This window comes from Sphingomonas sp. Leaf208 (assembly GCF_001421415.1).
Classification (GTDB): Bacteria; Pseudomonadota; Alphaproteobacteria; order Sphingomonadales; family Sphingomonadaceae; genus Sphingomonas.
Genome location: NZ_LMKH01000001.1, coordinates 409598 through 431842, shown reverse-complemented (window position 1 = coordinate 431842; position 22245 = coordinate 409598). Strand labels below are relative to the sequence as shown.

The 22245-nt window shown below is 66.1% G+C and carries 24 protein-coding genes and 1 riboswitch; of the genes, 13 read left to right on the top strand and 11 right to left on the bottom strand.

Annotated features, from left to right (window positions below; genetic code table 11):
• Nucleotides 1-160 precede the first annotated feature (160 nt).
• Nucleotides 161-1777 (bottom strand): NAD(P)/FAD-dependent oxidoreductase, encoded by a 1617-nt coding sequence (locus ASE69_RS01775; RefSeq protein WP_056482032.1) that lies wholly within the window; start codon nucleotides 1775-1777, stop codon nucleotides 161-163.
• A 54-nt stretch (nucleotides 1778-1831) separates the two neighbouring features.
• Here ASE69_RS01775 and cobO point away from each other — a divergent pair, with 54 nt between their 5' ends.
• The 5 genes from cobO to cobS all read left to right on the top strand — a co-directional run bounded on the left by cobO (nucleotide 1832) and on the right by cobS (nucleotide 5708).
• On the top strand, nucleotides 1832-2437 hold the full coding sequence (gene cobO, locus ASE69_RS01770; protein WP_056482029.1) for a cob(I)yrinic acid a,c-diamide adenosyltransferase: 606 nt from the start codon (nucleotides 1832-1834) through the stop codon (nucleotides 2435-2437).
• A gap of 191 nt (nucleotides 2438-2628) precedes the next feature.
• Nucleotides 2629-2822, top strand: a riboswitch (cobalamin riboswitch).
• A 171-nt stretch (nucleotides 2823-2993) separates the two neighbouring features.
• The gene (locus tag ASE69_RS01765) at nucleotides 2994-3401 is read left to right on the top strand and encodes a DUF1636 domain-containing protein (protein ID WP_056482026.1); all 408 of its coding nucleotides are present in this window, start codon (nucleotides 2994-2996) and stop codon (nucleotides 3399-3401) included.
• Entirely contained in the window at nucleotides 3398-4411 is a 1014-nt protein-coding gene (gene cobT, locus ASE69_RS01760; RefSeq protein ID WP_056482023.1) for a nicotinate-nucleotide--dimethylbenzimidazole phosphoribosyltransferase, read from the top strand. Before ASE69_RS01765 ends, cobT begins: the two co-directional genes overlap by 4 nt.
• An 11-nt stretch (nucleotides 4412-4422) precedes the next feature.
• Nucleotides 4423-4980, top strand: a complete 558-nt coding sequence (locus tag ASE69_RS01755; protein ID WP_056482983.1) for a histidine phosphatase family protein — start codon at nucleotides 4423-4425, stop codon at nucleotides 4978-4980.
• The gene (gene cobS, locus ASE69_RS01750; protein WP_056482020.1) at nucleotides 4977-5708 is read left to right on the top strand and encodes an adenosylcobinamide-GDP ribazoletransferase; all 732 of its coding nucleotides are present in this window, start codon (nucleotides 4977-4979) and stop codon (nucleotides 5706-5708) included. Before ASE69_RS01755 ends, cobS begins: the two co-directional genes overlap by 4 nt.
• On the opposite strand, the gene ASE69_RS01745 is transcribed toward cobS, so the two are convergent.
• From ASE69_RS01745 to ASE69_RS01735, 3 genes are read right to left on the bottom strand one after another with little or no spacing between them, the layout of a single operon-like run.
• The gene (locus ASE69_RS01745; RefSeq protein ID WP_056482017.1) at nucleotides 5688-7142 is read right to left on the bottom strand and encodes a cobyric acid synthase; all 1455 of its coding nucleotides are present in this window, start codon (nucleotides 7140-7142) and stop codon (nucleotides 5688-5690) included. The genes cobS and ASE69_RS01745 overlap by 21 nt on opposite strands.
• Nucleotides 7130-8068 carry an adenosylcobinamide-phosphate synthase CbiB gene (gene cbiB, locus ASE69_RS01740; RefSeq protein WP_056482014.1) on the bottom strand — a complete coding sequence of 313 codons (939 nt, stop codon included), beginning with the start codon at nucleotides 8066-8068 and terminating at the stop codon, nucleotides 7130-7132. Before cbiB ends, ASE69_RS01745 begins: the two co-directional genes overlap by 13 nt.
• Nucleotides 8061-9035, bottom strand: coding sequence for an aminotransferase class I/II-fold pyridoxal phosphate-dependent enzyme (locus ASE69_RS01735; RefSeq protein WP_056482011.1), 975 nt, complete (start codon nucleotides 9033-9035; stop codon nucleotides 8061-8063). Before ASE69_RS01735 ends, cbiB begins: the two co-directional genes overlap by 8 nt.
• Nucleotides 9036-9129: 94 nt before the next feature.
• Between ASE69_RS01735 and cobU the strand changes: the two genes are divergently transcribed.
• The gene (gene cobU, locus ASE69_RS01730; RefSeq protein WP_056482008.1) at nucleotides 9130-9687 is read left to right on the top strand and encodes a bifunctional adenosylcobinamide kinase/adenosylcobinamide-phosphate guanylyltransferase; all 558 of its coding nucleotides are present in this window, start codon (nucleotides 9130-9132) and stop codon (nucleotides 9685-9687) included.
• A 324-nt stretch (nucleotides 9688-10011) separates the two neighbouring features.
• Nucleotides 10012-10749 carry a Crp/Fnr family transcriptional regulator gene (locus ASE69_RS01725; RefSeq protein ID WP_056482005.1) on the top strand — a complete coding sequence of 246 codons (738 nt, stop codon included), beginning with the start codon at nucleotides 10012-10014 and terminating at the stop codon, nucleotides 10747-10749.
• 5 nt (nucleotides 10750-10754) lie between these two features.
• Here ASE69_RS01725 and ASE69_RS01720 read toward each other — a convergent pair whose 3' ends face one another.
• The 5 genes from ASE69_RS01720 to ASE69_RS01700 form a co-directional block, all read right to left on the bottom strand.
• Entirely contained in the window at nucleotides 10755-10973 is a 219-nt protein-coding gene (locus ASE69_RS01720) for a hypothetical protein (RefSeq protein ID WP_056058579.1), read from the bottom strand.
• A 109-nt stretch (nucleotides 10974-11082) separates the two neighbouring features.
• Nucleotides 11083-12099, bottom strand: a complete 1017-nt coding sequence (locus tag ASE69_RS01715; RefSeq protein ID WP_056482002.1) for an arginine N-succinyltransferase — start codon at nucleotides 12097-12099, stop codon at nucleotides 11083-11085.
• Nucleotides 12096-13301 carry a hydrolase gene (locus tag ASE69_RS01710; RefSeq protein ID WP_056481999.1) on the bottom strand — a complete coding sequence of 402 codons (1206 nt, stop codon included), beginning with the start codon at nucleotides 13299-13301 and terminating at the stop codon, nucleotides 12096-12098. The genes ASE69_RS01715 and ASE69_RS01710 overlap by 4 nt, the downstream gene beginning before the upstream one ends.
• Before the next feature lie 40 nt (nucleotides 13302-13341).
• Nucleotides 13342-14244 carry a YdiY family protein gene (locus tag ASE69_RS01705; protein WP_056481996.1) on the bottom strand — a complete coding sequence of 301 codons (903 nt, stop codon included), beginning with the start codon at nucleotides 14242-14244 and terminating at the stop codon, nucleotides 13342-13344.
• Nucleotides 14245-14283: 39 nt separating this feature from the next.
• Nucleotides 14284-14778, bottom strand: a complete 495-nt coding sequence (locus ASE69_RS01700; protein ID WP_056481993.1) for an RNA pyrophosphohydrolase — start codon at nucleotides 14776-14778, stop codon at nucleotides 14284-14286.
• A 74-nt stretch (nucleotides 14779-14852) separates the two neighbouring features.
• Between ASE69_RS01700 and ASE69_RS01695 the strand changes: the two genes are divergently transcribed.
• The 3 genes from ASE69_RS01695 (at nucleotide 14853) to ASE69_RS01685 (ending at nucleotide 18513) form a co-directional block, all read left to right on the top strand.
• Nucleotides 14853-15755: a histone deacetylase gene (locus ASE69_RS01695; RefSeq protein WP_056481991.1), complete on the top strand. Its 903-nt coding sequence runs from the start codon at nucleotides 14853-14855 to the stop codon at nucleotides 15753-15755.
• A 33-nt stretch (nucleotides 15756-15788) separates the two neighbouring features.
• Complete coding sequence (locus tag ASE69_RS01690; protein WP_056481988.1) at nucleotides 15789-17150, top strand: cryptochrome/photolyase family protein; 1362 nt, start codon at nucleotides 15789-15791, stop codon at nucleotides 17148-17150.
• A gap of 118 nt (nucleotides 17151-17268) precedes the next feature.
• Nucleotides 17269-18513 carry an SAM-dependent methyltransferase gene (locus ASE69_RS01685; protein WP_056481985.1) on the top strand — a complete coding sequence of 415 codons (1245 nt, stop codon included), beginning with the start codon at nucleotides 17269-17271 and terminating at the stop codon, nucleotides 18511-18513.
• A gap of 81 nt (nucleotides 18514-18594) precedes the next feature.
• Here the strand turns inward: ASE69_RS01685 and ASE69_RS01680 are convergent, their stop codons facing one another.
• Both ASE69_RS01680 and purF read right to left on the bottom strand, forming a co-directional pair.
• Nucleotides 18595-19305, bottom strand: a complete 711-nt coding sequence (locus tag ASE69_RS01680) for an SDR family NAD(P)-dependent oxidoreductase (RefSeq protein WP_056481982.1) — start codon at nucleotides 19303-19305, stop codon at nucleotides 18595-18597.
• Nucleotides 19306-19321: 16 nt separating this feature from the next.
• A complete protein-coding gene (purF, locus tag ASE69_RS01675; protein ID WP_056058607.1) occupies nucleotides 19322-20779 on the bottom strand; it encodes an amidophosphoribosyltransferase in 1458 nt (485 codons plus the stop codon).
• A gap of 132 nt (nucleotides 20780-20911) precedes the next feature.
• On the opposite strand from purF, the gene hisI reads away from it, so the two are divergent.
• From hisI to ASE69_RS01660, 3 genes are read left to right on the top strand one after another with little or no spacing between them, the layout of a single operon-like run.
• The gene (gene hisI, locus ASE69_RS01670; protein ID WP_056058610.1) at nucleotides 20912-21274 is read left to right on the top strand and encodes a phosphoribosyl-AMP cyclohydrolase; all 363 of its coding nucleotides are present in this window, start codon (nucleotides 20912-20914) and stop codon (nucleotides 21272-21274) included.
• A complete protein-coding gene (locus ASE69_RS01665) occupies nucleotides 21271-21759 on the top strand; it encodes a hypothetical protein (RefSeq protein WP_056481980.1) in 489 nt (162 codons plus the stop codon). Before hisI ends, ASE69_RS01665 begins: the two co-directional genes overlap by 4 nt.
• Before the next feature lie 32 nt (nucleotides 21760-21791).
• Complete coding sequence (locus tag ASE69_RS01660; protein ID WP_056049049.1) at nucleotides 21792-22244, top strand: MerR family transcriptional regulator; 453 nt, start codon at nucleotides 21792-21794, stop codon at nucleotides 22242-22244.
• Nucleotide 22245 lies beyond the last annotated feature (1 nt).

Sequence of the window (22245 nt, the reverse complement as noted above, 5' to 3'; positions counted from 1 at the left end):
CGCCGGGGAGGTGCCCTGAAGTCGTCCTGACAATCAGGCCTGAAACCTCAGTGTCGCAGCCTTATCTGATCTCCCGCGAAGGCGGGAGCCCAGGGTTACGGACGTCGGCGTTTGTGGTTCCTGGACCCCCGCCTTCGCGGGGGAACAAGGAATGTCCGAGTTAAGCCACCAGGCTAAGCGCAACCGCTTCCGCGACCTTGATCCCGTCAACCGCCGCGGACAGGATCCCGCCAGCATAGCCTGCGCCTTCACCCGCCGGGAACAGGCCAGCCGTGTTGAGGCTGACGAAATCATCGCCGCGCGTGATCCTGACCGGCGACGAGGTCCGCGTCTCGACCCCCGTGAGCACCGCATCAGGATGATCGTAGCCGGGGATCTCGCGCCCGAACGCCGGCAGTGCCTCGCGCAACGCAGTGATCGCGAACTCCGGCAGGCACTGCGACAGGTCGGTCATGTGCACGCCCGGCTTGTACGACGGAATTACCGATCCGAGCGCAGTCGACGCGCGGCCCGCGAGCAGGTCGCCGATGCGTTGCGCGGGTGCCTTGTAGTTCGAGCCGCCCGCGACATACGCACGCGATTCCCAATGGCGTTGCAGTTCGATCCCGGCGAGGGGGTGGCCGGGATAGTCGCGCTCCGGGTCTATGCCGATCACGATCCCCGAGTTCGCGTTGCGTTCGTTTCGCGAATATTGGCTCATGCCATTGGTCGCGACGCAGCCCTCCTCGGAGGTCGCGGCGACGACGGTGCCGCCCGGGCACATGCAGAAGCTGTAGACGGTCCGCCCGTTCTTGCAGTGGTGCGACAGGCTGTATGCCGCGGCTCCGAGGTCGGGGTGGCCCGCGCACGGGCCGAACCGCGCTTCGTCGATCCAGGACTGCGGATGTTCGATGCGCACGCCGATCGAGAACGGCTTGGCCTCGACGTGGACGCCCTTGGCATGCAGCATCTCGAACGTGTCGCGCGCGCTGTGGCCCACCGCGAAGACGACGTGGTTGGCTTCGAGATAGTCGCCGGTGCTGAGATGGAGACCGCGGAGTTGGCGCATGCCGGCTTCCTCGACGACGTCGAGACCGTCGACGCGCGTCGAGAAGCGGTATTCGCCGCCGAGCGCCTCGATCGTCTCGCGCATGCTTTCGACCATCGTGACGAGGCGAAAGGTGCCGATATGCGGGTGCGCTTCGGTGAGGATTTCGGGCGGCGCGCCGGCTTTGACGAACTCGGTCAGGACCTTCCGGCCTAAGTGGCGCGGGTCCTTGATCTGGCTCCAGAGCTTGCCGTCGGAGAAGGTGCCGGCGCCGCCCTCGCCGAACTGGACGTTCGATTCGGGGTTGAGCACGCTCTTGCGCCACAGACCCCAGGTGTCCTTGGTGCGCTCGCGGACGACTTTCCCGCGGTCGAGAATGATCGGGCGGAACCCCATCTGCGCGAGGATCAGCCCGGCGAACAGCCCGCAGGGGCCTGCGCCGACCACTACCGGGCGGGGGCCGGTATAGCTCGGGCCGCCCTTTGTGACGAAGCGATAGCCGGTATCCGGCGTGCGCTGGACGTGGCGATCTTTGCGGAAGCGCGTGAGGATTGTGTCCTCGTTCTTCAGCGTGACGTCGACCGAATAGACGAGCTGGATGTCCATCTTGTCGCGCGCATCGTGCGCGCGCCTTGCGACGGTGTAGCGGATCAGGTCGCGCGGGGTGACGCGCAGGCGGTCGCGGATCGCGGCGGGGAGCGCTTCGTCGGCGTGGTTGAGCGGCAGCTTGAGGTCGGTAATGCGGAGCATGTCGGTCGCTCTAGCGCCGCGCGGCGCGATCCGCCATCGGGTGCGCGAGAGGACATGATCATGCGGACCGACGACGAGCAGAATGCCAAGAGCGCCAAGCGCAAGGAGGTCCACGACCGGATCGTCGCGAGCAAGACGATCGAGAAGGGCCTGATCATCGTCCACACCGGCAAGGGCAAGGGCAAGTCGACCGCCGCGTTCGGCTTGGCGGTGCGGATGATCGGGCATGGGCGGAAAGTCGGCGTGGTGCAGTTCGTAAAGGGCGCGATGGCGACCGGCGAGAAGGCGATCTTCGATGCGTTCCCGGAGCTTTGCGAGTTCAAGCCGATGGGGGAGGGGTTCACCTGGGACACGCAAGATCGCGCGCGCGACATCGCGGTGGCGCGCGAGGCTTGGGACGAGGTGAAGCGGATGATCGCGGATCCGTCCTATGCGATGGTGGTCGCGGACGAGCTGAACATCGTTTTGCGGTATGAGTATCTGCCGGTCGACGAGGTTCTCGCCGTGTTGGCGGCGAAGCCGGAGATGACGCATGTCGTGGTGACCGGGCGGAACGCGCCCGATGCGTTGATCGAGGTGGCGGACCTCGTGACCGAGATGACGCAGGTGAAGCATCCGTTCCGGTCGGGGGTCAAGGCGCAGGCGGGTGTGGAGTTCTAGGGGGCTTCGTACTCTACGATCCGTTACAACCACCGTCCGTCATCCTGACGAAAGTCAGGACCCAGAGCCACGAAGACCACCACCCGTTACCCTGGATCCTGACGTTCGTCAGGATGACGGGAGGGCGTGGGGACGGCTGGCGGACTTCTAACGGACGTAGCCGTGTCTTGCGTCGTCTCCGCCCCCCGCGTATCGCTCCCTCCGCGACAGGTTCCCCCGACGCTCGCGCGGAGGGGGATGAAATGGGAACGGGCAACACCCGGCTGCCCCTGCAACTGTACGCGGCGAGCCATCGTGCCTCATGCCATTGGGATGTTCCCGAGAAGGCGGCGCGGACGGCGTTGACCCGCGAGCCAGGAGACCTGCCCGTCGCGGTCGTCTTTCGTCCGGCCAGGGTGCGCCGAACGGACGGGTAACACCCCGAGCGACGACATCGCTTCGCGTCGCGCGAAGGCAGGAGGCGTCCGCTTCTCGCCCTTTGCGCGGTGCGGGACCGACTGTCCGAAGGGGTTCCTATGCCAATTTCACGTGATTCTAAGATCGTCCGGGTACGGACATGCTGAAGCCGGTCGAGGACGGCGTCGCGGTGGTCGCGTGCAATACGTGTCGCCATTCCACGGACTCGCGCGATGACGAGCAGGGCCAGCGTGGCGGCGCGCGGCTGGTCAGTGCGCTGAAGGCGGTGCAGGCGAGCGATCCCGCCTATGCCGACGTCGCGGTGCAGGAAATGCCGTGCCTGTTCGCGTGCCAGGATTTCTGCACGATCCACCTGCGCGCACCCGCCAAGGTCGGCTATGTGCTCGGCCGGTTCGAGCCGACCGAAGACGCCGCGCGCGCGATCCTCGATTACGCGAAGCTCTACGGCGAAAGTGCGTTCGGGCAGGTGCCGTTCAAGCAATGGCCGCAGGGGGTGAAGGGCCACTTCATCACCCGCACGCCGCCCGCTGGGTTCGTCGTGGAATGACCTCTTTTCCGACGGCCGGGGCATTTCTATCATCCTTGAGCGCGTTGCCGCAGCCGGACGAAGCCGCTCGATCGGCAGCGGTGGCGCGGCAGGGGCAACTGACCAAGCCGCCGGGTTCGCTCGGGCGGTTGGAAGAGATTGCCGTCTTCATGGCCGGCTGGCAGGGCCATGAACGCCCGCGGCTCGATCGCGGCCGGGTGGTGATCTTCGCGGGTAATCACGGCATCGTCGATCGCGGCGTCAGTGCGTTTCCGGCCTCCGTCACCGCGCAGATGGTGGCCAATTTCGAACATGGCGGCGCGGCGATCAACGCGCTGTCGCGCGCGGCGGGGCTCGATCTCAGAGTCGTCCCGCTCGATCTCGACCGGCCGACCATCGATTTCACCGTCGCCCCGGCGATGTCGGAGGAGGAATGCCTCGCGACGATCAACGCGGGCGCCGCCGTCGTTGCTGACGCGCCCGATCTGATCGTGCTCGGCGAGATGGGGATCGGCAACTCGACCTCCGCCGCGGCGCTGTGCCTTGCCAGCTTCGATGGATCGGCACGCGACTGGGTCGGGCCCGGTACCGGAGTCGACGACGACGGCATGGCCCGCAAGATCGCGACCGTGGAGGCCGGGCTGGCGCTGCACCGGGACGCACTGACCACCCCGTTAGAGACGCTACGTAGGCTGGGCGGACGTGAGCTCGCGGCGATCGCAGGCGCGGTCATAGCTGCGCGTCTCGCAGGCGTGCCCGTCATGCTCGATGGCTTCATATGCTGTGCCGCGGTCGCGCCGATCGCCGCTGCGTGCCCGGATATCCTCGCGCATTGTCTTGCCGGCCACGTGTCGGCCGAGCCGGGTCATATGCGCCTGTTGCGGGCATTGGGCCTCGATCCCCTGTTGTCGCTGGGCATGCGGCTCGGCGAGGGAAGCGGCGCGGCGACTGCGACGTTGCTCGTTCGCGCGGCGCTGGCGGCGCATGACGAGATGGCGACCTTTGCCGAGGCGGGGGTCTCGGTCGCGTGACCGGTTCGCACATGCTGTACCTGATGCGGCATGGTGCTCCCGTCCGCGAAGGCCTGTTGCTGGGGCGAACGGACGATCCGGTGACGGAGGCCGGCGTTGCGGCATGCGTCCAGCGCGCCGCAGGATTGGAGGCCGCCGTGATCGTGTCGTCCGACCTTATGCGTACACGCGATTGCGCGAGGGCGATCGGCAACGCGCGGGGCATCGTCTACAACGTCGATCGACGGTGGCGTGAACTCGACTTCGGCGCGTGGGACGGGTTACGTCCAGCCGATATCGATCCGGCCGCCTTCGCGCGGTTCCACGACGATCCGGACTCCGCCCCGCCGCCGGACGGTGAGCGATGGTCGTCGTTGCTGGACCGGGTCGGCAATGCTTTGGCGGTACTTCCGCCGGTGCCGACGTTGGTCGTCACGCATGGTGGCGCTATCCGGGCGGCGCTTGCGGACCTGTGCGAATTCGATCGTCGTCAGACATGGGCGTTCGACCTGCCTTATGCCGCGCTTGTGTCGTTGCGGATCTGGCCGGGGCCGGATCGGACGGTGCAGATCGTCGGGCTGGCGACGTGAAGCGGCTGGTCGTTGCATTCGGTTTCCTGACGCGCCTGCCGATGCCGCGCGTCGAGGCCGGGGCTCACGACTTTGCCGCGGCGATCCGGTGCTATCCGCTGGTCGGACTGACGATCGGCGTGCTCGTCGCCGCGGCGGGATGGGCAGGTGCATCGATCGACCCCTGGACTGGGGCATGCACCGCATTGCTTACGTGGATCGCAGTCACGGGCGCGTTGCATCTCGACGGGCTGGCCGATCTCGCCGACGGGCTGGGCGCGGCGCATGGCGATCGGACGCGGTTGCTCGCGGTGATGGCCGATCCGCATATCGGCAGCTTCGGTGTCGTCGCGATCGTCGCCCAGATGACCGCCAAGCTGGTTCTGCTGCACGCGGTCGGGCTGACGGCATGGTGGCTGGTTATCCTGGTACCGTTTGCGGCACGCGTGGGGCCGCTTGCCTGGGCAGTGCTGTTGCCGCCGTTACGGGCCGGCGGATTGGGCGCTGCGGTCGCCGGTGCAGTCCGATTGCGCGACCTGATCGGCTGGGCGCTGCTTCTGGCGCTGGCTGCCGTCGCTGCTCCCGCGCTGTTGACGGTTCCGCTCTTGATCCTGGCCGTCGCTGCGTGGTTGCGGCGTAAATTGGGGGGCGTGACCGGAGACGCGTACGGGGCGGGAATCGAGCTTGTCGAGACCGGCGTCCTGCTTGCTTTTGCCATCGCCGGTGCGTCAGCCGGCGCGCTGGGCTAGGTCGAGCATCGCATCGAGGTCGACGTGACGTTCGAGCGTCGCCGCGATCGCGTCGAGCGCGGCATCGATCGAGGCCGCATGGTCAGGTCCGACCGCGTCGACGCCGAGCCGGGCCAGCCACGCCGCGCGTTGGTCGGCGAGGCCGAACAGGCCGTGGACGTAACTCCCATGGACCAGTCCGTCGGCGCTCGTCGCACCTTCCGCGCTGCCGTCGGAGCGATGACCGACGGGGCGGTTCAGGTCACCGCCGGTCGTCGCGCCCATGTGCATCTCATACCCTTCGAAGCGCGCGCCGTTGGCGATCCCCTCGATCCGCTCGAGCGTCTTCGTCGCCGTGAGAACCGTGTCGACATCGAGCAGCCCCAGCCCCGCGACCGTCGTCGCCGCGCCTTCGATACCGTGCGGATCGGCGATGCTACGACCGAGCATCTGGTAGCCGCCGCAGAGCCCCAACACCGGCTTTCCCCGACGGTGATGCGCAAGGATATCGATGTCCCAGCCTTGCGTGCGCAGGAAGGCGAGATCGGGGATCGTGGCTTTCGAGCCCGCAAGCACGATCATGTCCGCCTCGGGGATCGGCGTGCCGGGCGGGACCATCACGAGTGCGACGCCAGATTCGAGGCGAAGCGGGTCAAGATCGTCGAAATTGGCGATCCTTGGCGTGATCGGGCAGGCGATCGTCACGCGCCGTTTCGCACTTGCGACGGGGCGTTCGAGGATCACCGCATCCTCGCTCGGCAACCGTACCGCGTCGCCGAGCCACGGCACGACGCCATAGCCGCGCCATCCGCTGCGCGCCTCGATCGCCCGATAGCCATCGTCGAACAGCACAGGATCGCCGCGGAACTTGTTGACGAGGAAGCCGTGGATCATTGCCGCGTCGGCAGGGTCGATCACCGCGCGCGTGCCGACGATCGAGGCGATGACACCGCCGCGGTCGATATCGCCGACCAGGATCACGGGGACATTGGCGGCGCGGGCGAAGCCCATGTTGGCGATGTCGCTTGCGCGCAGGTTGACCTCAGCTGGGCTCCCCGCACCCTCGACGACGACGAGATCGCAGCTGGCCGACAGCCGCTCGAAACTGTCGAGCACGTCGACCAGCAACCCCTCGCGTCCCTCGCGCCACCGTGCGGCGGCGAGCGTACCGCGGACCTGCCCGCGGACGATCAGTTGCGACGTGCGATCGCCCTGTGGCTTGAGCAGCACCGGGTTCATGTCGACGCTCGGCTCGACCCGACACGCGATCGCCTGCGTCGCCTGTGCACGCCCGATCTCGCCGCCATCGGCGGTTACGGCGGCGTTGTTCGACATGTTCTGCGGCTTGAACGGGCGGACCGACAGTCCCCGGTTGGCGAACGCGCGGCACAATCCCGCGACGAGTACCGACTTGCCGACGTCGGAGCCGGTGCCCTGCAGCATCAGAGCCGCCATGCGAGTACTCCGGCAATGACGAGGAGAAGGATGCAGGCCCGGCGATAGATGCCGAGCGCCGCGCGGAGGTCTGTGGCGGTTACGTCGGTGCGACCGTCACCGATATAGGGCTTGGCGTTGACGATGCCGTCATAGGCGATCGGTCCGGCGAGACGAAGGCCGAGTGCGCCGGCCATTGCCGCCTCGGGCCATCCTGCGTTGGGCGAGGCATGGTTCCGGGCATCGCGTACCATCGTCCGCCAACCACCCAATCCGGCAAGGCAGAGCAGCATGCCGCTGATGCGCGCCGGGATCAGGTTGGCGACGTCGTCGGTCCGCGCTGCCGCCCAGCCAAATGCGCGCCATCGGGCCTCGCGGTGTCCGATCAGGCTGTCCGCGGTGTTGATCGCCTTGTACGCCCACAGGCCCGGCAGGCCGGCGACCAGCAGCCAGAACAGCGGTGCAACGACGCCGTCGCAGACGCTTTCCGCGAGGCTCTCGATCGCGGCGCGCGCGACGCCCGCCTCGTCGAGTGTCGCGACGTCCCGACCGACGATCATCGCGACGCGTGTGCGTGCGGCTTCGAGGTCGCCGGTTTCGAGGGCGCGCGCGACCGGCACCACATGGTCGTACAGGCTACGGATCGCGAGACCGGGCGCCGCCATTACGCCGATCGCGATCCAGGCCATGGGACCGAACACGAGCCGCACGAGGGAAGTCGCAGCGAGCGCTACGCCGACCGCCACTGCGATGAGAGCAACGATCGTAAAGACACCGGCGGAACGGCGGATCGTGTCCGATAGCGCAGGGCGGTTCCAGCGCGTCTCAGCCCAGCCGATCATCCGCGCGAAGCCACCAACCGGATGACCGATCCGCGCATAGAGCGGCGCCGGCCAGCCGATCGCGGCGTCGATGATGATCGCCAGCACGGCGACCGGCTCAACCACTGCCAAGCGCCTCGTCGAGCCGTGCAAAGGCTTCGTCGCTGCCCGGGACGCCCATACGAAGCCAGCGGGGCGAATGATCGAACGATCGAGTCAGGATGCCGCCCCGCGCAAGCCGTTCGAACAGCGCGGATGCCGTGTCGGTTTCGATTAGTCGGAACAACGCGCAATCGCCGCGGGCTTGGAGGCCATGACGTGCCAACATCGTGTCGAGCCTCTCTGCGCGTTCGACGATCGAGACCCGCGCGGCAGCGATCCATTCGGCGTCTCGGTAGGCCGCGATGCCATAGGCCACGGCGTGCGCCGATATCGGCCAGCTGCCGAGCCGCCGTCGTATCTCGGCGACGTGCTCCAGCGGCCCAATCATGAACCCGAGCCGCACGCCGGGCAGGCCGAAGAATTTGCCGAACGACCGAAACACGATCGCGCGGTCGTCGGGGCGGAGCAGGGGGATGAGGCTAGATCCGGGCGCGACGTCGGCAAACGCCTCGTCCACGATCAGGAAGGCACCGCTACAGGCGATCGTCAGCAGGCGTTGCGGCGGGTCGCACTGGCCGTCCGGATTGTTGGGGTTGGCCAGCAGCAGCGTGCCGTCCGCGACCGTTCCGATCGCATCCCGGGCTATCGGAACGGCACCGACGATCGCTTCGGCATGCGTGGCGTAACTCGGCACGACGAACCGGGCGGGGCTAGGCAGGTCCAGCGCCGCCAGCATTCGCAGACCGAGTTCACTGCCGGGCAACGCGACGACCCGGTCCGCGGTCGTACCGAATACGGCAGCAGCGGCGGCTTCCAGATCGGCGATCGCTGCGGGCGAGGGGAGGCTAAGCATATCGACCGTCGGGACACTATCGGTAGGCCACGCGCAGGGGTTGATGCCGGTCGACAGGTCGAGCCAGGGTCTCGGCGCATCCGGATATTGGACGGCGGCGAGATCGATCCGTCCACCGTGGATGCGCAGGGCGTTCATACTGTCTTTCACTCGGACCCGCGGTCTTTCGCTTGATCTTCCGGGCGTCATCGTCATTCCGGGCCCGTCGAGCAAGCGCGAAGGAAACGGTAGGATGCAATCGGTCTGGACGCCGTTCGGAAAAAGCCTGTTCGTGCTGGGCGGCGCGCGTTCTGGGAAAAGCCGCCACGCTCAAGCTTTGGCCGAAGCCGCGGCGACGGACCACGCGACGCGGCTCGTCTATATCGCAACCGCGCAGGCATTCGACGGCGAGATGGAGGATCGGATCGCGCGCCATCGTGCCGATCGCGACGATCGGTGGCGGACCGTCGAGGCTCCGCTGGCGCTTGGCGAGGCACTGAGCAGCGAGGATGGTACTGACGTCGTGATGCTGGTCGATTGCCTGACCCTGTGGGTGTCGAACCTGTTGCTAGCCGACGAGGCTGTAGCCGCGCGCGTGGACGATCTGGTCGAGACGATCGCGCGGTTGCAAGGCCGCGTCATCCTCGTGTCGAACGAAGTCGGGTTGGGTATCGTCCCGGACAATGTGTTGGCCCGGCGTTTCCGGGATGCGGCAGGGTTGCTGCATCAGCGGATCGCCGCGGAGGTCGATTCCGTCGACATGGTCATGGCCGGGCTGGTTCGGCGCTGGAAGACGCCGAACATGGATTAGAGATCTATGAATGACTAGCGATCACATTTCTCACGATGGTCAAGTATTCGCGGTGACCGGAAGCGATCATTTGTGCGATACAAAAAACTGATCTGGTTTTTAGCATCTCGAATTTCGGCAATATGATCGGCAGATCGCGAAACCGATATTTTTAATTTTATTTGTGCGACCCCAAAATTAATTGGAGCAGATCGGTCCGCTCAAACATTAATTAAAACATTTCCGTTCGAGCTATGTTAAAAGAGCTTATCGCCAGCCGATTTTTGGGCCCTGACGACCGAGAGATGCATGTGCTCCCGCCCCGAATTTTGCGGGATTACTCTCATGGCTACGACGCTCAGCCCCTTGGCGCTGATGGTTCGGAAGTTGGAAACGCACGCTGTGCTGGACGACGGCGACCGCAAGGCGCTGCTCGCGCTGCCATATACCCTTCGCACGTTCGAGCCGTCCTCCTACCTCGTGCGCGAAGGCGATGCGCCGGATCAATGCGCGGTACTGTTGTCGGGGTTCGCGTATCGCCAGAAGCTGACCGGCGCCGGCATGAGACAGATCGTGTCGCTGCACATTCCGGGTGAGCCGCTCGACTTCCAGCATTTGTTCCTCGACGTCGCGGACCACAACGTTCAGACGCTTACGCGCGCGGAGATCGCGACGATCCCGCGGTCGGCGCTACGCGAACTGGCGCGGAACCGTGCGGCTATCAGCAACGCGATCTTCGTCAATACGCTGGTCGAGGGATCGATCTTCCGCGAATGGATTCTCAACATCGGTCGCCGCGATGCGCGGTCACGGCTGGCGCATTTCCTGTGCGAATTCGCGATCCGGCTCGACATGCAGGGGCTGACCGGCGCCGATGGCTATGAGTTGCCGATGAGCCAGGAGCAGCTTGGCGATGCACTCGGACTGACGGCGGTACATGTGAACCGCACGATAAAGTCGCTTGAAGCGGATGGTCTGATCGGGCGCAATCGTCGCCGGATCAGCTTTCCGCAATGGGATGCGCTACGCGAACTCGCGGATTTTTCGAGCCGCTACCTGCATCTCGCCCAGCAGACCAGCTGACGCTCCTATCGTTGGTGCGCGTGATCGACCGAATCGATGATCCGCCCCCCAGCCATGAAGACGGCGATCGGGCAGGCGGCGAATAGCAGCCAGCCGCCGTATCCGGGATATTGCTGGAGGTAGTGCATCCCGCGTTCGACCGCGCCAACGCCGAGGCCGTAGATGACGAGAAAGGCCTCGAACTTGGTCTTGATGATGAAGAGGCGAGCAAAGCGAGTCCACATGGCGAGCGTAGCAGCAAGGTGCGTGCCAATGGCTAATATGCGCGGTTCTGACGTCTGAAAATATGGTTACCTGTAAATTAACTCGACGTTTTACGTTGGATTACGGCGGTCAGATGCGAGCGACGTGCGTGACCCGGTCCGCTTCTCCAACGCTCAACGAGCGCGCGCAATCCTCGGCCAGCACGACGCCGTCCTCGGTCTCGCGGACTTTCCCGAAGGCCGCGCGGAAGTCTGCAAAGTTGCCCGTCGCGACCAGGGCGTCCTTGCCGTCGTCGCCACCGATCCCGACGACATCACTCTCGCGAGCGTCGGCGATCGAGCGGACCTGATCGGTGCGCGCGGTCATCGTCGGGCCGCCGTCGAAGATGTCGACATAGTTCTCGAACGCGAACCCCTCGTTCTCCAACATCCGCATCGCCGCGCGGCCCGAGGGATGCGGCAGTCCGATCGCGGCGCGTGCGGTCTCGGTCAGCATCGCGGTGTAGATCGGGTGCTTGGGCATCAGGTCGGCAATGAACTGGTGACCGTTGATGGCATTGAACTGGTCCGCGTCCTGAAAATTCATTCCGAAGAAGCGGCCAGCAAGACCGTCCCAGAACGGCGAGCCGCCGGCCTCATCGATGACGCCGCGCAGTTCGGCGAGGATCCGGTCGGCAAAGCGGGCACGGTGCATCTTGATGAAGAGATAACGGCTGCGCGCGAGCAGCAAGCCGAGGCCGCCGGCGCGTTCGCCGGGATGAAGGAACAGCCCGCCGACTTCGCTCGCGCCTTCGAGATCGGTCGCGAGCGTCAGCATGTCGGCGCGGAAGGTGCGGTTTAGCTCGCGGCTGTGCTGCGTGAGCTGGCCGATCCGGTAGCTGTAGAACGGGTAGCTCTGGCCCACCTGCGTGAAGATCTGGCAGGTGCCGCGGACTTCCTTCGTCTCGATGTTCTCGAGGATGAGGACGAATAGCTCGTCCTGGACCGGGCCGTCGGTGCGCGCGAAGGCGGTGTGGCTGCGTTCGAGCTTGGCGGTGAGCGCACGACGATCGGGCGGCAAATTGGTGAAGCCACCGCCGGTCAGCTTGGCCATCTCGTAGAGGTGCTGGAGGTCGTCGTCGACCGCGGCCCGGATCCTGAAGCTCACAACCGGCCCTCCGCGATACGCAATATGGTGACCGCCGACAGCGCCGCACGTTCGGCGAGGCTGTCGGGGATCATGAATTCGTCGGTCGAATGGATCGCGCCGCCGCGGACACCCATCGTGTCGACGACCGGCACGCCTGCGGCTGCGATGTTGTTGCCGTCGCAGACGCCGCCGGTGGCTTTCCAAGCAATGTCGAGACCGAGGTCGGTGCCGGATGCCCTGACCAGATCGAACAGCCGCGCGGCGCCGTCGTCGATCGGCTTCGGCGGGCGGTTGAAGCTGCCATGCACCTCGATGCGGACGTCGTGCTCGGCAGCGACCATCGCGACCGCGGAGTCGATATGCGATTGCGCGCGCGTGATCTCGTCGAGCGTCGCGGGGCGGAAGTTGATGCGGAGGATGGCGAGATCGGGGACGACGTTGTTCGGGCCACCGCCCTCGATCCGCGCCGGGTTCACCGCGAGACGGGGGCCGCGGACCTTCGACAAGCGCACCGCGATGTCGGCGGCTGCGACGAGCGCGTTGCGGCCGTCCTCGGGGTTGCGACCGGCGTGCGCGCTGCGACCGTGGACGATGATCGAGAAGTTTCCCGTACCGCCGCGTGCTCCCGCCAGCGTGCCGTCGGCGAGCGCGGGTTCGTAGGTAAGCGCGGCGATCTTTCCGTGCGCGGCGCGGGCGAGCAGGGCGGCAGAGGAGAAGGAGCCGGTTTCCTCGTCCGAGTTGATGACGACGTCATAGCCGATCCGCGCGGCGAGGGGGCTGGCCTCGACCGCTTGAAGTGCGGCAAGCATCACCGCCAGCCCGCCTTTCATGTCCGCGACGCCGGGGCCGTTCAGCCGGCCGTCGTCGAGCCATTGCAGCGATTGGAACGCGTGACCGACAGGATAGACCGTGTCCATGTGGCCGGTGAACAGCATGCGGACGGGTGCGTCGGGACGCACGACGAGGTGCAGGTGCTTGCCGTGCTCGATCGCGGAGACCACGCCGTCCGAGCCGACATTGTCGACGGGTGTCGGCTCGACCAGCTTAATCTCGCCCGGCAGGGCCGCGAACGCGTCGCCCAGCAATCCGGCCATCGCCGCCAGCCCGGCAAGGTTGCGCGTACCGCTGTTGACGGCCGCCCAGGCCTCGACCTGCGCCAGCATCGGTGCAGCGCCCGCCGTGTCGACGGCATCGCGCTCTATCGGTGTAAGTCCCCTCATCACGCGACCCTAGCGAGGCTGGACACGCGTGGGAACAGCGTCAGAAGCTGTAGACCAACGACGCGCGGCTGGTGGTGTCGGTCGAGACCGACCCGACCGGCGGCTCGCTTTCATACTGGACGCTGTACGATAGCGCGGCCGACAGAGGCCCGATCAGCTTGGCGTTGAGCGAGGTCGTGCCGCTGAGCGTGCTGTTGTAGCGCTGGACATAGGCGGAGGCGACCTGGCTGACCGACAGGCCGCTCAGGATCCGCACGCTGAAATTCGCGGTGCCACGTGCGGCGATGCTGCTCTGCTCGGTATCGTCGGTGAATTCGGTATAGCGATACGCCGGCCCGAGTTCCAGATCGAGCTTGGTGCCCGCGGTCTTGATCACGCTGTAGCCAGCACCGACCGAGGTCGAATATCGGTTGAAATAGCCGAGGAACCGATCGCCTTCATATTGCGCGACGCCGTAGATGTAGGCGCGGTCGTCGATCTTGTAGTTGGGTTCGTACGAGGCGAGGTAATGTTCGCGCGTCGTGATGTTCTGGTTCGACTGATAGTCCGCCTGCGCATGGAATTTCTGGCGCCAGCGAAGACCTTCGCGGTTGAGGTCGAGCACCGCGGTACCGCCCGCCGTGTCGGAATTGCCCGTCGTCAGATAGCCCCCGACCTCCGCCTTGCCGCTCCACAGGTCGAGGAAGCTGGCCTGACGGATCACCTGCGTACGTTGTGCCGCGCGGTCGGCCTTCCACTTCTCGGCGATCGCCAGCACCGCGTCGCCGCTGAGCGGATCGGCGGCGCGCGCGTATTTGGCGATCGTGTTGACGTCCGCTTCGTTCCCCGCCTCCAGCGCCGCGTCGAGCATCGCGCGGATCGTCTCGGGGATCATCACCGACTGCGGATCGGGCGCGTTCGCCAGCAGCAGCGGGGCGAGCAGAAGAGGGGCTAAGCGGCGCACAGCCGTTCCGTAACGGCAGCGTGACGGAATGGGAACTGCTCAGCGTGTCGAGGTTGCGCCGAGATGTGGCGCGAAGGCGGCGAGTACCTGTTCGTAGAGCGCCTTCTTGAACGGCACGATCAGCCGCGGAAGGTCGGCGGGATCGCTCCAGCGCCACGCGCGGAATTCCTCGTGGTCGGTGGCGATGTTGACGTCCGCGTCGGTGCCGAGGAAGCGGTACAGGAACCAGCGCTGCGTCTGGCCGCGCCATTTGCCCTTCCAGACTTTTCCCAGCAGTTCGGGGGGAAGGTCGTAGACGAATTCGCCGGGCGCTTCCGCGATCAGCTCGACCTTGTCCGGCATGACGCCGGTTTCCTCGCCGAGCTCGCGCAGTGCGGCGGCTTCGGCGTCCTCGCCGGGATCGATCCCGCCCTGCGGCATCTGCCATGCCTCCAGCGGTGAATCGTTGCGCTGGCCGACGAAGATCTTCCCCTCCGCGTTCATGAGCATGATGCCGGCGCAGGGGCGGTAGGGCAGGGTCGAAACGTCGGTCAAAATAGTCTCCGCAACGCAGGGGCTTGGGGCTCGGGCAACTTGGGGGTTGGCAGGCGCGCTCCTACCTACGGAGCATGATCCATGTCGTCCACCATCCCGACTATGTCACCCCAGCGCCGGCGCGCTCGACCTATCGCTGGAACAAGAACGGGCTGATCCGCGATCTGTTGCTCGAAAAGGGCGATGCGGTGGCGTGGCACCGCGCCGAGACGACGCCGACCGCGTGGCTGGAGGCGGTGCATGACGAGGACTACGTCGCCGAGGTGCTCCGCGCGGACGTGCCGAAGGAGAAGGAGCGGCGGATCGGCTTTCCGGTCACCGCGGCGGTGGCGTCGCGCGCGGCGATCGTGCCGCATGGGACGTGGCTTGCGGCGTGTCTTGCGCTGGAGCACGGGTTCGCGGCGAACACCGCGGGCGGGAGCCATCATGCGCTGGCGAACACTGGCGCGGGGTTCTGCGTGTTCAACGATCTCGCGGTAGCGGCGGCGCGGTTGATCGACGAGGGGCGCGTGGCGCGCGTGCTCGTCGTCGATTGCGATGTGCATCAGGGCGACGGGACTGCCGCGTTGCTCGCTGGGCGGCCGGAGATCGCAACCTACTCGATCCATGCGGAGAAGAATTTTCCGGTGCGGAAGGCGCGTTCGACGGTCGACGTGCCGTTGCCGGACAAGGTCGGCGACGAGGCGTATTTGGCAACGCTGGAGACGACCCTAGTGCCTTTGCTCGACGAGTTCCGGCCGGAGCTGATCCTCTACCAAGCCGGCGTGGATCCGTTCGAGGGCGACCGGCTCGGGCGGTTGGCGCTGACCTTGGACGGTCTGGCGCGGCGGGAACGGCTGGTCGCTAGCCTTGCGATTGCACGCGGCGTGCCGCTCGCGAGCACGGTGGGTGGTGGTTACGGCGAGGACGCGCTGGCGATCGCCGAGCGGCATGTGGCGGCGATCATGACGCTGGGGGAAACTTTCGCAGTGGCGTGATGCTGGATCGCGGCTTGCTGCGTTGGGGATGCGATGACGACTCCCACGCTTCTCTGGCTGCGCCAGGACCTCCGCCTTCATGACCAACCCGCGCTGATCGTCGCCGCGCATGCCGGGCCGGTGATCCCGGTCTACGTGCTCGATGACGACGCGCCGGGGAAATGGAAAATGGGCGGCGCCCAGCGCTGGTGGCTGCACCACACGCTCGACTCGTTCGGCAAATCGTTGGCGGACAAGGGGTCGAAGCTGATCCTGCGACGCGGCGGTGCGGTCGAGGTACTGACGGCGCTGATGGAGGAAACCGGTGCCGAGCAGGTGCACGCGATCCGGCATTACGAGCCGTGGTGGCGGAAGGCCGAGGCGGCGCTTGGCGATCGGCTGTGCCTTCATGATGGCAACCATCTTGCGCGCATCGAGGACGTGAGGACGGGATCGGGCGGGCAGTTCAAGGTGTATTCGTCGTTCTGGAAGGCGCTGAACCAGATGATGCCGCCCGGCGATCCCGAGCCGGCGCCGCAGACGATCCCGGCGCCATCGAAATGGCCAAAGAGCGAGACGCTGGCGGACTGGGATCTGCTGCCGACCAAGCCGGACTGGTCGACGGGATTCGGCGACTGGACGCCGGGCGAGGCGCAGGCGTTGAAGAACGCGAAGGCGATGGCGCCGATCGTCGAGGCGTATGACGTCGATCGCAACATGCCGTCGATCGAGGGCACCTCGCGCCTGTCGCCTCATCTGCATTTCGGCGAGATTTCGCCGCGTGCGGTGTGGCATGCGGTCGATGGCCACGGCGACGCGACGACGTTTCGCAAGGAACTGGCTTGGCGCGATTTCACCGATGGCGTCGTGCTGACGATGCCGGATTACGGCGATACGAACGGGCGACCCAAGTTCGACAAGCTCCCATGGCGGTCGGGCGAGGCGGCCGAGGCCGACCTGAAGGCGTGGCAGGAGGGCAAGACCGGCTATCCCATCGTGGATGCCGGAATGCGGCAGCTCTGGGCGACCGGCTGGATGCACAACCGTGTCCGGATGATCACGGCGAGCTTCCTGGTGAAGCATCTGCTGATCGATTGGCGCGAGGGGGAGCGGTGGTTCTGGGACTGCCTGGTCGATGCGGATTACGGGAATAATTCGGTGAACTGGCAATGGGTCGCCGGGACCGGGGTGGATTCGAACATGTTCGGGCGGATCATGGCGCCGCTGACGCAGTCGGAGAAGTTCGATGCGGGCGACTATATCCGCGAGTGGGTGCCGGAACTGGCGAAGGTGACCGGCGAGGCGATCCATGATCCGGACGAGTCCGGATGTCGGCCGAAGGCGTATCCGGCGAAGATCGTCGGCCACCGCGAAGGGCGCGAGCGAGCGCTCGAAGCCGGGCGGCACGCGCGATAGGGTCGCGTCTCCCCTCCCTTCCAGGAAGGGGAGGACGTTGTAGCCTTGATTACGTTCCAGCCGTTTCCGCGCGGACAACTCTTTCCTAGCCGCCGCCCGTGTTGCATGGAGCGCCGCGATGACTGCCGTTCCCGCTTTCGATGATGTGCCCACCGCGCAGGTTTCCCCGGTCGCGCGCGTCGTCGCGCCGGTGTTTCACCACCTGCTCGACCGGATCGACGCAGGGCTTGAGAGCGGCGGGATCGATGCGCGACTGCCCGACGGCACGCGGCGGCTGATCGGCGGACGCGCGCCCGGGCCTTTGCCGGTCGTCGTCGTACATCGCTGGCGCGCGCTGGTGAGGCTCGCGACGGCCGGGTCGGTTGGCTGGTATGAAGGCTGGGCGGCAGGCGACTGGTCGAGCCCAGACCCGGTGCCGCTGTTCGACCTGTTCATGCGCAACCGGCGCTCGCTCGGCGGCGCGGCACGGTCGGGGGGCGTAGTGCGGCTGGCGGCGCGGGCTTGGCACCGGATGCGGCGGAACGACCTCACCGGATCGCGCAAGAACATTGCCGCGCATTATGACCTCGGGAACGACTTCTACGAGACGTGGCTCGACCAGAGCCTGACCTATTCGAGCGCCATATTCGCCGAGCCGTTCAACGATGCCGAACCGCATGAGGCTGCGCAGGGGACCAAGCTGCGTGCGATCCTCGACCGGACCGGGGCGCGGGCTGGTGATACGATCCTAGAGATCGGCTGTGGCTGGGGATCGTTCGCCGAGATGGCTGCGCGCGCGGGGGTCGGCGTGCACGCGCTGACGCTGTCGACCGAGCAGAAGCGGCAGGTCGACGAGCGGATCGCGGCGGCGGGGCTCGACGGGGTGCAGGTGGCGCTGACCGATTACCGTGACGTCACCGGTACCTATGATGCGGTGGCGAGCATCGAGATGGTGGAGGCGGTCGGCGAGGAATACTGGCCGGTGTATCTCGACGCGATCGCGCGCGCCTTGAAGCCAGGTGGGCGTGCGGCGTTGCAGTATATCTCGATCGACGATGCGATCTTCGACTCATATTCGCGGAGTGTCGACTTCATCCAGCGTTACGTGTTTCCGGGCGGGATGCTGTTGTCCGAACCACGGTTTCGCGCGCTGGCGGAGGCGCGGGGGCTCGCGTGGGAGGACCGGCGTGGGTTCGGGCTGCATTATGCCGAGACGTTGCGGCGGTGGCGCGTTGCGTTCGATGCCGCGGTTGCGGAAGGGCGGTTGCCGGCGCGGTTCGATGCGCGGTTCGTCGCGTTATGGCGCTACTATCTGATGTACTGCGAAGGCGGGTTTCTCGGCGGCGGGATCGACGTAGCGCAGGTTACGCTGGTCAAGCGGTAGGGCTTTCCTGCGTACGCAGGAATCCAGGGTCACGGAGCGCTACGTTTGGTATCCTGGACTCCTGCGTGCGCAGGAGAACGGTTACGCGACGCGCTCGAAGTGCCCAGCTTCGAAGCCCTCGATCGCCAGCGCGACGATGCGGTCGGCCACGACAGTCGGTTCCTTGACCGAGTTTGGATCCTCGCCCGGATACGCTCGCGCGCGCATCTTCGTCCGCGTTGCGCCGGGATCGACGATCGCAGTGCGGATTGCGCTGATCTCGGCCATTTCGTCGCCATACGCGCCGAGCAGCGTCTCGAACGCAGCCTTCGAAGCACCGTAGAGGCCCCAATACGCGCGAGGCTTGCGGCCGACGCTGGAGGTCACGCCGATCACCCGCGCGGACTTGGCCTTCTTCAGCATCGGATCGAACGCTGCGATCAACGCCGCCTGCGCGCTGACGTTGAGCGTCAGGACCTGCGCCATTTCCTTCGGATCGATCGCCGGGACCGACGACAACGAGCCCAGCATGCCCGCGTTCAGCACGAGGATGTCGAGGGCATCCCAACGATCGCCGATCGCTGTCGCCAACCGCCCGATGGCTTCGCTCTCGGCCAGATCGAGCGGCGCGATCGTCGCCGAACCACCCGCGGCATGGATTGTCGCCTCGACCTCTTCGAGACCACCCGGCGTACGCGCGGTCAGGACGACGTGCGCACCCTTTGCCGCCAGCGCGATCGCGGTTGCGGCACCAATTCCGCGGCTGGCACCGGTGACCAAGGCCAGCCGGCCTTCGAGAGGCTTGTCCGTCATATCAGCTCCGCCAGTATCAGATGACGCGTTCGGCGAGCATCGCGAACTGGTCGACTTCCGAGCCTTCGTCATGGTCGGTCAGCGTCGTCGGGTAATCCCCGGTGAAGCACGCGTCGCAATATTTCGGGCGGACATCCGCGCGCTTCGCCTCACCGAGCGCCTTGTAGAGCCCGTCGATCGAGATGAAGTTGAGGCTGTCGGCATGGATGAAACCGGTCATGCCGCCGAGATCGAGCTTGGCCGCGAGCAGCTTCTCGCGCTCGGGCGTGTCGACGCCGTAGAAGCACGAGTGCCGCGTTGGCGGGCTGGCTATCCGCATATGGACTTCGGCGGCGCCGGCTTCGCGCATCATCTCGACGATTTTGAGCGAGGTGGTGCCGCGGACGATCGAGTCGTCGACGAGGATGACGCGCTTGCCCTTGATCAGCGCGCGGTTGGCGTTGTGCTTCAGCTTCACGCCGAGATGGCGGACCTTGTCGCCCGGCGAGATGAACGTGCGGCCGACATAATGCGAGCGGATGATGCCGAGCTCGAACGGGATACCCGACTGCTGGGCATAGCCGATCGCCGCCGGCGTGCCCGAGTCGGGGACCGGGATGACGAGATCGGCATCGACCGGCGATTCGATCGCGAGCTGTGCGCCGATCGCCTTCCGGACCGAATAGATCGAGTGATCGTCGACGATCGAATCGGGGCGCGAGAAATACACCCATTCGAAGATGCACGGCCGTGCCGCCATCGGCGCGAACGGCCGGATCGAGCGGATTTCCGAGCCCTGGACGATGACCAGCTCGCCCGGCTCGATCGCGCGGACGAAGGTGGCGCCGACCACGTCGAGCGCGACCGTCTCGGACGCGAAGATCACCGCGTCGCCGAGCTTGCCCATCACCAACGGGCGGATGCCGAGCGGATCACGGCAGGCGATCATGCCCTCCGGCGTCATCACGATCAGCGAATAGGCGCCTTCAATCTGCTTGAGCGCATCGATGAAGCGATCGAGCAGCGTGCGGTAATTGGACGTCGCGACGAGATGGATAATTGTCTCGGTATCGCTGGTCGACTGGAAGATCGAGCCGCGGCGAACGAGCTCGCGACGCAGCCGCATCGCGTTCGAGATGTTGCCGTTATGCGCGATCGCGAAGCCACCGGTCGACAGCTCGGCATAGAGCGGCTGGACGTTGCGCAACGCGGTCTCGCCGGTCGTCGAATAGCGGACGTGCCCGCAGGCGACGGTGCCCGGGAGCGAGCGGATCACGTCGTCGCGGTCGAAGTTGCCGGCGACATGGCCCATCGCGCGATGCGTGTGGAAATGCGCGCCGTCGAAGGTCGTGATGCCGGCGGCTTCCTGCCCGCGGTGCTGCAACGCGTGCAGCCCCAAGGCTACGAGTGCGGCCGCGCCATCGGTGGCCGAAACGCCAAACACCCCGCATTCTTCGCGGAGTTTGTCGTCATCATAAGGGTTTGTCGTCAGCATGCCGGTTCTCACGTCGTGCGGAAGCTGCCCTATACGAGCGGATCGCCGGCTTGTCGCCTGTTTGTAATAACATTGCGCGGATCGTTTTGAGGGGGCGGTCGCATCGGGGCAGGTTTCGAGTATATCCGGAGCATGACACACAGCCGCGACACGGGCCTGACGCTCGATCCGAAATTCGATTCCGCCGGGCTCCTGACCGCGGTCGTCACCGACCGCGTATCGGGCGACGTGCTGATGGTCGCGCATATGAACGCAGAGGCGCTCGCGGAAACGCAGGCGACCGGCGAGGCGCATTTCTGGTCGCGAAGCCGCGAAAAGCTCTGGAAGAAGGGCGAGACGTCGGGGAACGTGTTGCGCGTCGCCGAACTTCGGATCGATTGCGATCAGGATGCGGTGTGGGTGATCGTCGATGCGGCGGGGCCAGCGTGCCATACCGGCGAGCGGACGTGCTTCTTCCGGCGGATCGAAGGGGGCAGACTGGTGCCGGCCGAATGAAGCGGGCGTTGCTGTTGTTTGCGCTCGTAATCGGCGGGTGTGGGCGCGAGCCGAAGACTGCGGCGGCGGACAGCGCGGGCGCTCGGCTCGAAGCTGCGGCGGAGACGGCGGGGATCGTGCCCGACTTGAACGCGCCGCTGCAAGGATCATGGGCGCGCGATACGGACCGGGTCTGCGTCGTCGGCACTGAGAAGACCGCACGGATCGGCGTGAGCGTCGACTATGGCGAGGATCAGGCGTGCGCAGCGTCGGGAACCGTCGAACGGTCGGGCGAAGCGCTCAAGCTCGCGTTCGGCACCTGCAAGTTCGACGCGCGTTTCGACGGCGATCGCATCGTGTTTCCGGCCGAAGTACCCGAAGCCTGCGAGTCCCTTTGCACCGGCCGCACCTCGCTCGCGGCACTGGCCGTCGACCGGATGAGCGAATCGCGATCGGAGGCCGCGACGCTACGGTCGACGAAGGGAAAGTTGCTTTGCGACAATTGACGTTGACGTAAACGAGAGTTATTTCTCCGGGGATGGCGACACAAGCATCCCCTCGATTGCAGGCGACCCCGCAATCCTACGCGGTGATCGAGCCGCGGCATGATCGCGAGAGCTTCACGATCTCCGACCTGTCGGCCGAATTCGACGTCACCGCGCGGGCGCTCCGTTTCTACGAGGACGAGGGCCTGATCGCGCCCGAGCGTCGTGGCACGCAGCGCATCTATTCGCACCGTGATCGCGCGCGTCTTGCCTGGATCCTGCGCGGCAAGCGCGTCGGGTTCAGCCTCGGCGAGATCCGCGAGATGATCGACCTCTACGATCTCGGCGATGGTCGGCGTGCGCAGCGCCAGGTCGTGATCGAGCGCAGCCAGGCGCGGATCGCGCTGCTGACCGCGCAGAAGCGCGACATCGATCTCGCCATCGACGAACTCACCAGTTTCGTGGCCCTCCTCGAAGTGAGCCGCGCCCAGGACAACCAAGGATAAA